General features: G+C 73.1%; 11 protein-coding genes. 7 read left to right on the top strand and 4 right to left on the bottom strand.

What is annotated here, in order from left to right; translation table 11 throughout:
* Positions 1-5: 5 nt before the first annotated feature.
* A complete protein-coding gene (locus BMY07_RS04605) occupies positions 6-305 on the bottom strand; it encodes a hypothetical protein (protein WP_092775175.1) in 300 nt (99 codons plus the stop codon).
* Positions 298-651 carry a DUF3253 domain-containing protein gene (locus BMY07_RS04600; RefSeq protein ID WP_092775174.1) on the bottom strand — a complete coding sequence of 118 codons (354 nt, stop codon included), beginning with the start codon at positions 649-651 and terminating at the stop codon, positions 298-300. The genes BMY07_RS04605 and BMY07_RS04600 overlap by 8 nt, the downstream gene beginning before the upstream one ends.
* Positions 652-822: 171 nt before the next feature.
* Here BMY07_RS04600 and BMY07_RS04595 point away from each other — a divergent pair, with 171 nt between their 5' ends.
* The 3 genes from BMY07_RS04595 (at position 823) to BMY07_RS04585 (ending at position 5,709) form a co-directional block, all read left to right on the top strand.
* Positions 823-1,941: an FAD-dependent monooxygenase gene (locus tag BMY07_RS04595; RefSeq protein WP_092775173.1), complete on the top strand. Its 1,119-nt coding sequence runs from the start codon at positions 823-825 to the stop codon at positions 1,939-1,941.
* A gap of 473 nt (positions 1,942-2,414) precedes the next feature.
* Positions 2,415-4,436, top strand: a complete 2,022-nt coding sequence (locus BMY07_RS04590) for an ATP-binding protein (RefSeq protein ID WP_092775172.1) — start codon at positions 2,415-2,417, stop codon at positions 4,434-4,436.
* Positions 4,437-4,476: 40 nt separating this feature from the next.
* Positions 4,477-5,709 carry a cytochrome P450 gene (locus tag BMY07_RS04585; RefSeq protein WP_092775171.1) on the top strand — a complete coding sequence of 411 codons (1,233 nt, stop codon included), beginning with the start codon at positions 4,477-4,479 and terminating at the stop codon, positions 5,707-5,709.
* A gap of 10 nt (positions 5,710-5,719) precedes the next feature.
* On the opposite strand, the gene BMY07_RS04580 is transcribed toward BMY07_RS04585, so the two are convergent.
* Positions 5,720-6,244, bottom strand: coding sequence for a MarR family winged helix-turn-helix transcriptional regulator (locus BMY07_RS04580; protein WP_092775170.1), 525 nt, complete (start codon positions 6,242-6,244; stop codon positions 5,720-5,722).
* A 125-nt stretch (positions 6,245-6,369) separates the two neighbouring features.
* Here BMY07_RS04580 and BMY07_RS04575 point away from each other — a divergent pair, with 125 nt between their 5' ends.
* The 3 genes from BMY07_RS04575 to BMY07_RS04565 are packed head-to-tail and all read left to right on the top strand — an operon-like array spanning position 6,370 to position 8,949.
* Positions 6,370-7,305, top strand: a complete 936-nt coding sequence (locus tag BMY07_RS04575) for an NADP-dependent oxidoreductase (protein ID WP_092775169.1) — start codon at positions 6,370-6,372, stop codon at positions 7,303-7,305.
* Between the two features lie 50 nt (positions 7,306-7,355).
* On the top strand, positions 7,356-8,033 hold the full coding sequence (locus BMY07_RS04570; RefSeq protein ID WP_218150593.1) for an O-methyltransferase: 678 nt from the start codon (positions 7,356-7,358) through the stop codon (positions 8,031-8,033).
* Between the two features lie 4 nt (positions 8,034-8,037).
* Complete coding sequence (locus tag BMY07_RS04565; protein ID WP_218150592.1) at positions 8,038-8,949, top strand: AfsR/SARP family transcriptional regulator; 912 nt, start codon at positions 8,038-8,040, stop codon at positions 8,947-8,949.
* 16 nt (positions 8,950-8,965) lie between these two features.
* Here BMY07_RS04565 and BMY07_RS04560 read toward each other — a convergent pair whose 3' ends face one another.
* A complete protein-coding gene (locus tag BMY07_RS04560) occupies positions 8,966-10,315 on the bottom strand; it encodes a phthiocerol/phthiodiolone dimycocerosyl transferase family protein (RefSeq protein ID WP_092775168.1) in 1,350 nt (449 codons plus the stop codon).
* A 361-nt stretch (positions 10,316-10,676) separates the two neighbouring features.
* On the opposite strand from BMY07_RS04560, the gene BMY07_RS04555 reads away from it, so the two are divergent.
* Complete coding sequence (locus tag BMY07_RS04555) at positions 10,677-11,930, top strand: cytochrome P450 family protein (RefSeq protein WP_092775167.1); 1,254 nt, start codon at positions 10,677-10,679, stop codon at positions 11,928-11,930.
* The last annotated feature ends 10 nt before the right edge of the window (positions 11,931-11,940 follow it).

Here is an 11,940-nt window from a genome sequence, read left to right as displayed (position 1 = left end):
GGGACTCAGGCAGGCGCGTCCAGTCCTCGTTGCCAGCGCTCGCGGCGTTCCGCTGGGTTCTGCTCCCACCAGGGGGTTCCGCGCTCGCCCAAGGCCACTTTCGCCGCGTGGACCCGCGCTCGGGCGGCTCGTTGCGCGTCGGCGTCCTCGGCGCGCAGGGCCGCTCCGACATCACGGCGGGCGGCCATCAGCAGAGCGCGCAGCCGGGCGGCCTGCTCCGGCGGGATCTCGGGATCGGTGGCCCGCCAGCGCCTGCCCTTGATGATGACGAAGTGGCCGTCCGGGGTGAGTTCGGGATCAGCCATCGGCTGCCGCGGGTAGGTGGATCCTGATCGGGCCCCGCCAGTCGGCCCCGGGGTCGAGGGCGGTGCCGCGTTGGGTGACGCGCACGGCTCCGGTGCGGGCGAGGTCGCGGGTCAGTTGCCGGGCGAGGGGCAGCAGCGGACGCCAGTCGTCGGCCACCGCCCTGGCGGCGTCGGACGGGCAGGTGCTGCTGGAGGCGCCCCGGCCGGTGGCGAGCGCGAGGATCGCGGCCCGCACCCGGTCGGCCGACGCGCCGCCGGACAGGGCGATCCGCGCCTGGTCCGCGCCAGGGCCGTCGCCATCGCGGGTCCGCTCCAGTTCGCGCCGCGGCCCGACCACCTCGGTCATCCACCCAGCATCGCACCCGAGCACCGACTCCGCCTGGCAGCGCGTGCCGGGTGGAACCCGCTTCGCTTGTGCGGAGGCCATTCGGAGCCCGGGAACGCCCGTGGTTCCTGGCTATGCTGGCGTGGATCTTGGTTCGCGGACGGTCGGTTCACGGGGTCGAGGGGGAGCGCGATGGCGTCGGTGCGGGTGTTGGTCGTGGGGGCCGGGATCGCGGGGATGGCGGCGGGGATCTCGCTGCGGCGAGTCGGGGCCGAGGTCGACCTGGTGGACATCGCGCCGGAGTGGAAGGCGGCAGGCGCGGGGTTGACGATCACCGGACCCACGCTGCGGGCGTTCCGGCAGCTGGGTGTGTACCCGGAGATCGCCGAGCGCGGGTACGTGGGGGAGGGGATCCGGGTCTGCACCATCGACGGGGAGCCGGTGCGCGACATCCCGACGTCGATGCCGGAGGGGTCCGGGGTGTGCGGATCGGGCGGGATCGCCCGGCCCGTGTTGTACGACATCCTGTCCGCGCTCGTCCTCGAAGGCGGGCCGGGCCCTCGGCTTGAGGTGTCCGTGGACCGGATGCACGACGACGGCAGCGGCGTGGACGTGGTCTTCAGCGACGGCGGCGAGGGCCGCTACGACATGGTCATCGGCGCGGACGGCGTCCACTCCCGGACCCGCGACCAGCTCTTCCCCGACGCGCCGGGGCCGGAGTACACCGGGCAGAGCGTGTGGCGGATCTTCGTGCCGCGCCCGCCCGGCGTCGACCGCAGGCACTACTTCCTCGGCGGCACCGCGAAAGTCGGGTGGACGCCGATCTCCGCGACCGAGATGTACCTGTTCGTCGTGGAGCGAACCCCGCGCGTGGTCCGGGAACCGCGCGAGCAGCCCGGTGCCCTCAGGGAACTCCTCGCGCCGTACGGGGGCTACGTCCGCGAGGTGCGGGCGTCGATCGACGACCAGACCGAGATCACCTTCCGGCCGCTGGAGTCCTTCTACCTCCCGAGCCCCTGGCACCGCGGCCGGGTCCTGCTCATCGGCGACGCCGCCCACCCCACGACCCCGCAACTGGCCTCCGGCGCGGGGATCGCGGTCGAGGACGGCTTGGTGCTCGCCGAGGAACTGGCCCGGCACGGCACCGTCGCCGAGACGTTCGCCGCGTTCACCGCTCGGCGCGCGCAGCGGTGCAGGCTCGTCGTGGAGAGCTCGATCGAGATCGGCAGGCTCGAACAGGCCCAGGCGCCGCCCGCCGCGCAGACCGCCGTGGTGGAGCGGGCGCTGGCCAGGCTCGTCGAACCCCTCTGAGCCGCCCCGCGTTTACCACACCGCCCCGGCGAAACCTCAGGGAAAGATGCCGAACCGCCGGAAAAAAAACGACGCCCCTGGTCCGGCCGCCGTAACGCCCAACGGCAGATCGGTGGACCGCGGAAATGCGGTTAGGAGATCTTTAGCGATTTTTGAGTCGACTTTCCTAGCCTCGACGCCGACTGGTATTCCAGCGACCGGGGGTGGTGGCGGCACGCTGCGGACTTCGCCCTGAACTGCGGTGACGAGCGTCGATGCGCTGGTCACCCGGCCGCAGCGGGCGGTACTGTCCGGTATGTCGCTTCCGATTCCCGGTAGTTCCCGCCCGGTCGCCGGGCCACGCGTGAGAATGCGGCACACTGTGTGCCGCGAATATGGCAGGTGGTGTTGTCGCAGATTCGACCGGATTCCGCGGGCCGTGCCCGTGGCCCGGTCCACCCGGACCCGCGAGGAATTGACCCGGAAAGGCACCCATGACCACCGCACCCGTCGTCGGGACCGCGCACCGCACACCGCAGGAGGCCCGCGGGCCAGGTCGGACCGCCCCCGGTCGGGTCCTGGTCGAGTTCCGCGCGCTGGGCCCGGTGGCGGCGACGGTCTGCGCGCAGCCGGTCGACCTCGGCGCCCCCAAGCAGCGCGCGTTGCTCGCGCTGCTGGTGAGCCAGGTCGGCCAGCCGGTGCCGGTGGACGTCGTGGTGGAGACCCTGTGGGCGGGCCACCCACCGCCCTCGGCCATCACCTCGTTGCAGTCGTACGTGGCCAACCTGCGCCGGTTGCTCGAACCCGAGCGCGCGCCGAGGGCACCGGCGACCGTGCTGCGCACCTCGCCCTGGGGCTACCTGCTCGACGGCGGTGTCGTCGACGTCGACGTCCGCCGGTTCGGCGAGCACTCCGCCGCCGGGTGGCGCGCCTGGGACCAGGGTGACGCGGAGCGGGCGCTGGCCGAGTTCGACGCGGGCCTGCTGCTGTGGCGCGGCCAGGCCTACCCCGAGGTCGCCGACGCGCCGTGCGTGGTGCCGGAAGTGGCGCGATTAGAGGAGTTGCGGCTCTCCGTCTTCGAGATCCGCTGCGCCGCGCTGCTGGCGGTGGGCGCGCACGAGGTGGTCATCGCCGAACTGGGCGCGTTCCTCAAGGCGAACCCGTGGCGCGAGCACGGCTACGAGCTGCTGAGCCTGGCGCTGTACCGGGCCGGGCGCCAGACCGAGGCGCTGGAGGTGCTGCGGGCGATCGGGCTGCGGCTCAAGGAGGAGATGGGGATCGACCCGGGACCCGCGCTCCAGCAACGCAAGCAGGAGATCCTCAACCAGGCCCCCGCGTTGGACTGGCAGCCCACCACGCGGGCGACCGTGTCCCTTGTCCCGCAGCCGAAACCGGACACCGACAAGGCCGTCTTCGTCGGCCGCGAGCCCGCGCTGGCCGTGCTCACCGAGGCGCTGGCCGCGGCGACGGCGGGCCGGGGCCAGGTGGTCGCGGTGACCGGCGAGCCCGGTGGCGGCAAGAGCGCGCTGCTGACCCGGTTCGCCGCGCGGGCGGCGGTCCCGGTGTTGTGCGGCACCTGCCCCGAACACGTTGCCGCGTCGCCGTTGTGGCCCTGGGAACAGGTGCTGCGCGCGGCGGGCACCTGCTTCACCGACAGCCCGGCGCCGGGCCCCGTGGCCGAGCTGCTCGGCGGCGTGGCCCCGGCGCCCACCGACGACGAGGACGCGAGCGGTGTCGCGCTGCGCCGGTTCGAGGCGATCGTCCACTACCTGACCGACGTGTCCCGCAACGCGCCCGTCGTGGTGCTGCTCGACCAGTTCCACCGCGCGGACCCGTGCTCTCTACGGCTGTTGGCGCACCTCGCCGAGTCGGTGCGGTCGCTGCGGGTGCTGCTGGTCGTGGCCTACCGGTCGGACGAGGCCCCGGTGCTGGCCGAGACGATGGCCGCGCTCTCCCGCGGCGACCTGACCCGGATCGACCTCGGCGGGCTCGACATCCCGGAGACCAGGGCGCTGGCCAGTGCCGTGCTGTGCCGCGAGGTCTGCGAGAGCACGGCCGAGCAACTGCGCGCCAGGACCGGCGGCAACCCGTTCTTCCTCGTGGAACTCCTCAAACCGCCCACGGGACAACAGGTCGACGACCCCAGCGCGGTCCCGCTGCCCCCGCCCGCCCGCGAGGTGGCGCTGCGGCGCGTCGCGCGCCTGCCCGGCCCCGCGGTCGAACTGCTGTCGGTGGCCGCCGTCGCGGGCCGGTGCTTCAACGTGGAGGTCGTCGCCGAGGTCGTCCCGGTCGGCATCGACGCGGCGCTGGAGAGCCTGGACGCCGCCATCGCCGCGGGCCTGGTGGTCGAGGACCAGCACCGGCTCGGCTGGTTCCGCTTCGCCCACGCCGTGGTCGCCGAGGCGCTGCACGACAACCACGGGCGGCTGCGCAGGGCCCGGCTGCGCAGGCGACTGGGCGCGGTGGCGGGCAGCCCGCGGCGGCGCGCCAGGGACTCGACCTCGCGCGGCCGCTGACCTGGACCCGGTGGTGGACAAGCCCTCGAAGGAGAAAACCATGGTGTCGACGGAGAACTCCGCGCCCGCGGGCGTCCCGTTCCTCAACGTCATCGATCCCGAGTTCGACTTCGGGTCGGCCGCGGCCTTATCGGCCCAGGCGGGCAGTTGGTACGCCGACAGCCCGCTCGGGCTGCTCGTGCTGCGCTACGCCGAGGCCCAGGAGCTGTTGCGGGACCGGCGGCTCGACCACAACGGCCGCGGCTACATGGAGCAGAGCGGCGTGGTGCGGGGCCCGATCTTCGACTGGTTCGTCCCGATGATCAACAACCGCGACGGCGAGGACCACCGGCGGCTGCGCGGCCTGGTCACCAAGGCGTTCACCCCGCGGGTGATCGACGCGCTGCGCCCGTTCATCCGCGCGCAGGCCGCGCTCATGGCCGACCGGCTCGCCGACGCCGGGGTGTCCGAGTTCGTCGAGAGCTTCGCCGACCCGTTGCCGCTGGCGGTGATGTGCGAGCTGCTCGGCGTGCCGAACGCGGACCTCGACTCGTTCCGCCGGTGGACCAACGACATCGGCCTGGTCTTCAGCATGGTCCACGGCGGCGACATCATCGCCCGCGTCGAGAAGGCCGTCGTCGGCCTGAACGGCTACGTGGCCTCGCTCATGGCGGAGAAGGCGAAGCGGCCGGGCGACGACCTCATCTCCACCCTGGTCGCCGCGCGCCGGTCCGGGGGCTCCGATGGCGTGGTCTCCGAGGAGGAGCTGCGCAACCTGATCGTCACGCTGGTGTTCGCCGCCCACGACACCACCTGCCACCAGCTCTCCAGCGCCATGGTCACCTTCGCCGAGCACCCAGGGCAGTGGGACCTGCTGGCGCGCCGACCGGACCTGGCGCCCAAGGCCGTCGAGGAGCTGATGCGCTGGGTGCCATCGACGCCGATCATCTACCGCTGCGCCGCCGAGGACTTCGAGTACGGCGGCCTGGCGGTCACCAAGGGCACGTTCCTGACGATGTGCGTGCAGACCGCGCAGCGCGACCCGAGGGTCGTCGACGGCGGGGACACCTTCGACATCACCCGCGCCGGGTCGCCCGCGCCCCTGCTGTTCGGCGCCGGACCGCACTACTGCCTCGGCGCGGCGCTGGCCAGGGTCGAGCTGGCCGAGGCGGTCACCGCCCTCACCGAGCGGTTGTCGCCGCCGACCATCGCGGGCCCGGTCAGCTGGCGGCCGCCGACCGGCATCCACGGCCCGAACGAGCTCCCGCTTCGGTTCACCTCCCGTGCGCGCTGACGGGCCGGGGTCAGCCGCTCGGCTTGCGCTTGCGGGGCACCGCGGAGCGCGGCGGCTGGGCGCGCATGTGGTCGCGCACCCTGGTCATGATGGCGCCGAGGTGGTCGAGGTCGTCGTCGGACAGCGAGTCGAACAGCAGCCCGCGGGTCACCTCGACGTGCCCGGGCAGCACCCGGCCGACCAGGGCCAGGCCCGCCTCGGTGATCGCCACCAGGGTGGAGCGCTCGTCGTCGGGGCTCGGCCGCCGGGTGATCAGCTCCGCCTTCTCCAGCAGCCCGGCCTGGTAGGTCAGGCCGCTGCGGCTGTAGACGACCCCGTCGGCGAGCTGGGTCATGGTCAGGTCGCCGCCCGCGGACGCGAGCCGGGCCAGCAGCTGGAACTGCACGTAGCTGAGGTCGCCCTCGGCGCGCAGCTGCTGCTCGACCTGGTGCTGCAGCAGGCTGACAGCCTCCATCAGCGCGAAGTAGACGCCCAGCTGCCGCGGACCGAGCGCGGGGACGCCGCCCGCGTCGGCGTCGGCAGGGGTACCGACCATGTGCCGAGAGTACCCGGCGCCATCCGGAAACCCGGGCTCCTGCGCGGTGGGTGAACCCGATGTGCTTCGAGTTCGCAGTAGGCTAGATTGGTGCTTCGACTTCGAAGCATTCCGGAGGGAAGACCATGAAGGCAGTGCGGTACCACTCCTACGGCGAGACCGACGTCCTCGTGCACGAGGAGGCCGACAAGCCCCAACCGGGGCCGGGTGAGGTCCTGGTCAAGGTGGCGGGCGCCGCGTTCAACCCGGTCGACGGCTCGATCCGCGCGGGCTTCTTCCCGCAGGTGTTCCCGCTGGTCCTGCCGCACACCCCGTCCTACGACGTCTCCGGCACCGTCGCCGAGGTCGGCGCGGGCGTCACCGGCTGGACCGAGGGCGACGCGGTCGTGGCGTTCCTGCCGATCGCGGGCCGCGGCGCCGCCGCCGAGTACGCCATCGCCCCCGCCGAGACGCTGGCCGCCGCGCCCCGCGTCGGGGACCTGGCCGACGCCGCCGCCCTGCCCTCGGTCGGCCTGACCGCGTGGCAGGCGCTGTTCGAGCACGTCGGCCTCAAGCCCGACCAGACCATCCTGATCAACGGCGCGGGCGGTGCCGTGGGCGCCTACGCGACGCAGCTCGCGGTGCGCGCCGGTGCCGTCGTGACCGCGACCGGCAGCTCCCGCAGCGTCGAGCGCCTGCGCTCCTACGGCGCCCAGCGGGTCATCGACCACACCGAGACCCCGCTGCACGACGCGGTCGCGGGGGAGCGGTTCGACGTGGTGCTCAACCTGGTCTGGTACCCCACCCCGGATGGCATCGCGCGGCTGCTCGACCTCGTCGTCGACGGCGGCGCCTTCGCCAACACCGTCCCCCCGGCCCCGGAGAGCGCCGACCGCGGCGTCCGGGTGCTGCAGGTCTTCGCCCGCAGCGACGCCGAGCAGCTCGCCGAGCTGGTCAGCCGCGTCGACGCCGGTGACCTGGCCATCCACGTCGCGCAGCGCAGGCCGCTGGCCGAGCTGCGCGCCGTCCACGAGCAGGCCGCCGCCGGGACGCTGCCCGGCAAGACGGTCCTGGTCCCCTGACCCGACCCCTCACCCGAGGGGCCGACACGTGAGCTGAGGAGTGGTTGCCCGTGCTGACGACCTTGCATTCCGACCCGGTGGTCGCCACCTTGACCAGGCTGCTGTCCGCCGAGGACCAGCAGGACGTGGTGCGGGCGTTCGCCGCCGCGGGCGTCGACGTGCACGGCGAGTACCCGGACCTGGGCGCGGCCGAGCTGGCCGAGCGCACCAAGGACGTCATCATGTCGGTGTCGCGGGAGGGCGGGGAACTGCTCTACCTGCTCACCAGGGCCATCCAGGCGCGGACCGTGGTCGAGTTCGGCACCTCGTTCGGGATCTCCACCCTCTACCTCGCCTCCGCCGTGCGCGACAACGGCGGCGGCCGGGTCATCACCACCGAACTGCAGGCGGACAAGGCCCGCGGCGCCCAGGAGAGCTTCGCCGCCGCGGGCCTGTCCGACACCATCGAACTGCGGCTCGGCGACGCCCGCGAGACGCTGAAGGACCTGCCGGAGACGGTCGACCTGCTGCTGCTCGACGGGTGGCTGCACCTGCGGCAGTCGATCCTGGAGCTGGTGTGGCCCCGGTTGCGGCCGGGCGCGCTGGTCGTCGTGGACGACATCGACCTGCACACCGACCTGGACTTCGCCCAGTCGTTCCTGGCGCACCTCAAGGACCCGGCCACCGGCTTGCTCACCCTGCGGCTCCCGGTGCACCAGGGCGTCCAGGTGTGCCTCAAGCTCGCCTGAGCGGGTGCCCCCGGGTGACATACCCCTGGCCGGGGCGCCCGCGCACCGGGCGCCCTCGGCCGGGGAGCTGGACGTGCGGGTCCTCGGCCCGCTCTCGGTGCACCACGGCGGCGCCGAGGTCACGCCGACCGCGCAGAAGCCGTGCACGGTGCTGGCGCTGCTGCTGCTCAACCACACCAGGGTGGTGCCGGTCCCGGCCCTGATCGACGAGCTGTGGCAGGACGTCCCGCCCAAGAGCGCCAGGGCCGCGCTGCAGATCTACGTCTCCCACCTGCGCAAGGCCCTGACCACGACGACCGGGCTCAGCCTCGCCGAGGTGAGCGCCGATGTCCTGCAGACCGTCCACAACGGGTACCGCCTGGTCGTCGCCCCCGGCCGGTTCGACCTGGAGACCTACCACCGGCTGCACCGCCGCGGCCACACCGCGATGACGACCGGCGACCACCGCGCGGCCGCCCAGCACTTCCGCGCGGCCCTCGACCTCTGGCGCGGCCCCGCGGTCGCCGACGTCCGACCGGGCACCAGGATCCGCGCCGAGGTCGCCGCCCTCGAACAGTCCCGCCTCACCACCCGCGACTACCGGGTCGAACTCGACCTCCGCCTCGGCGCCCACCGGGAACTGCTCAGCGAACTCGCCGTCCTCACCCTCCGCGACCGCCTCCACGAGAACCTGCACGCCCAGTACGTCATCGCGCTCTACCGCTCCGGCCACCGCATCCGCGCCCTGGAGGCCTTCCACCGGTTGCGGCACAACATGTTGGCCGAGTTCGGCCTGGAGCCGTCGCCGCGGCTCAAGGAGTTGCACCAGGCGGTGTTGACGTTGGACCCGGTGTTGGACCGGGTGGAGGTGGTGCCGTTGCCGCGGTTGCCGGTGGTGGACCTGCCGGAGTTCCCGGCGCTGGCCGGGTCGTTCTAGGGGCGGCGGGGTGGGGTCAGCCCGCGGCGGCGAGGACGGTGCGGATGCAGTCGTCGGCCAGGCGGGTGGCTCTGGCGTGCGGGACCGCGTCGTCGATGTGGGTGAAGTTCCAGTTCAGCGTGTTGTGGCTGGTGGTCACCGAGGAGGCGAGGTAGCCGACCACCGAGATGCCGCCGACGAACTGGGCGCCGGACAGGCGCCAGCCGCCCAGGGTGTCGGGGAAGTCGAAGCGGCCCACGTTGGAGACGAAGAAGTTGAACGAGCCGTGCTCCTCGATGTACCGCACCAGCGGTCCGCTGTCGGCCACCCCGGCAGGCCCCTGCGCGGCCAGCAGGCTGAACACCGGGAACTGCTCGCCCCGCGCGCGGCGGGCGCTGATGTCGTCGTTGACGAACCGGGCCATCCGCCACAGGTCGTCGGGGGCGTAGGCCACCACCGAGTGCACCGCGGAGACGAAGCACCCCACCTCGTCCTCGCCGACCGGCCGCGCCATCTCGTCCCGGAACGCCACCGGCGAGCCGACCGCGAAGTGCGCGCCCGGCTGGGCCCGGGCGTCGCGGGCCACCGCCGCCGCCATCGCCGCGGCCAGGACACCGTGCAGCGTCACGCCCTCCCGCTTGCACGCCGCGGTGAGCCGGGCCAGCGCGTCGCCGTCGATGGACCGGTGCAGCAGCCGGGTCCTGCGCTCGTGGAACGGGACGAACCGGTCCGGCACCACCCGGCCCACCACCACGTCCTCCCCGGCGGCGCGCTCGGGCACCGGGTCCGACATGCTGCGGTACCGGTCGGGGAACAGGTCCTCCACCGCCGCGGGCACCGGTCCACCCTGGACATCCGGCGTGGACGTGTCGCGATCGGCCGAGCCGGGACCAGCCGCCAGCCGCACCCACCGCCGCAGCAACGCCAGCGCGGTCGTCCCGTCGGCGACGCAGTGCGGCAGGCTCAGCACCAGGTCGTGGACGTTCCCCGGCGCTCGGATGTGGACCGCGCGGGCGAGCGGGCCGGTGCGCCAGTCGACGGACTCGGCGAACTCGTGCTCGTCCACCTCGCGCTCCCACCGCGACGGTTCGGCCTCGGTCAGCACCACCTCCCGCACCGGGATCGGGTTGTCGGTCGGGACGAACCGCGCCCCGCCCGGCTCCTCGGCGATCGCCAGCCGCAGCAGCGGTTGCCCGCCCTGCAGCGCGCGCAACGCCGCCGCCAGCGCCGCGGTGGACACCTCGCCCTCGATCCGGACGCGGGCGCAGACGGTGAGTGTGGACAGCTGGTCGATGATCCAGTACCAGCGCTCGGCCGGGCTCAGCGCCCTGGTCCGGCTCGGGTGCGCGTCGACGGCGCCGTGGTGCTGCACGCTCGGGGTGTTCATGCGAATTGGTCCCAATCACTGCGCTGTGCCCGGGGATAGGCCGGAAATGGCCGACAAGGGGAGATGTGCCCGATGCTAGCAACCGGGCAACAACTGTCAACGCGATTGGTGGTGACGTGGATCACTGGCCATTGACCGGCAGGTTTGGCGGCGCTTAACCGCTTTTCGAGTGGGCCGTGGTGCCATTCCGCACGAGGCGTCGAGTCCGTTGCGCGCCAAGGCGATCGGCTTGGTTCATCCACAAAGGACCACGCCGGTCGGGCATGTCGAAAAGCCGACAGACGATCCCGGGTCTCATTCCGGACGGCCGATGGTCCGATTCCCGCATTCCCGATACCACGCCAGCTGGAGGAATTCCGCCATGACCGCCACCACCCCGCCGTTAGTCCACATCGACCCCTCAGGCGCGGACCGGCACGGCGAGGCGGCCCGGCTGCGCGAGCTGGGACCGGTCGTGCGCGCCGTGCTGCCCGGTGACGTCGAGATGTGGATGGTCACCGACTACGCGCTGCTCGCCGACCTGGCCGCCGACCCGAGGGTGGGCCGCGACTGGCGCAACTGGGGCGCGCTGCGCCGCGGCGAGGTCCCCGAGGACTGGCCGCTGCTGAGCATGATCCGGCTCAACAACGCGATGGCCCGCGACGGCCTCGAGCACCGGCGGCTGCGCAAGCCGCTGACCCGCACCTTCACCAGGGCCAGGGTCGAGCGCCAGCGGCCGCGCATCGAGGAGATCGTCACCGGCATGCTGGCCGACCTGCCGCGCCACGCCGGACCGGACGGCGTCGTCGACCTGCGCCTGCACTACGCCTACCCGTTCCCCATGCAGGTGATCTGCGAGCTGATCGGCGTCCCCGAGGCGTGGTGGCCGCGGTTCCGGGAGCTGATCAACACCGTCATCCGGGCCGACACCACCGCCGAGGAGTACCTGTCCACCCAGCAGGAGCGGCACGAGCGGTGGCAGGAGCTGTTCGCGATGAAGCGCGCCGCGCCAGCCGACGACCTGACCAGCGCGATGATGGCGGTCAACGGCGAGGACGGCGACACCCTCACCGACGACGAGCTCGAGGACACCCTGTGGATGCTCATCGGGGCGGGCCACGAGACCTCGATCAGCCTGATCGTCAACGCGACCCGCGCCCTGCTCACCCACCCCGACCAGCTGGCCCTGGTGCGCGGCGGCGACGCCGGGACCTGGTCGAGGGTCATCGAGGAGACGCTGCGCTGGGACGCGCCGGTCGGCAACTTCCCGGCCCGGTTCCCCACCGAGGACATCGAGGTCGCCGGGGTGCGCATCGCCGAGGGCGAGGCCATCCTCGCGCCGTGGAGCGCGGTCAACCGCGACCCGGCCCGCTACGGCCGGGACGCCGACCGGTTCGACATCACCCGCGCCGACCAGCGGCACCTGGCCTTCGGCGGCGGCCCGCACGTGTGCATCGGCCCGGCGCTGGCCAGGATGGAGGCCGCGGTCGCGCTGCCCGCGCTGTTCGAGCGCTACCCGGACCTGGGCCTGGCCGTCGACCCGGCCGAGCTGACCGCGGTGCCGTCGATCTTCTCCAACTCCGTGACCAGCCTGCCGGTCCGCCTCGGCGCGCCCCGGCTGTCCACAGCGGACTGACCGGGCGGGT

Origin of the sequence: Actinokineospora terrae (assembly GCF_900111175.1) — a bacterium.
Classification (GTDB): domain Bacteria; phylum Actinomycetota; class Actinomycetes; order Mycobacteriales; family Pseudonocardiaceae; genus Actinokineospora; species Actinokineospora terrae.
This window is presented reverse-complemented; position numbering and strand designations above follow the sequence as displayed.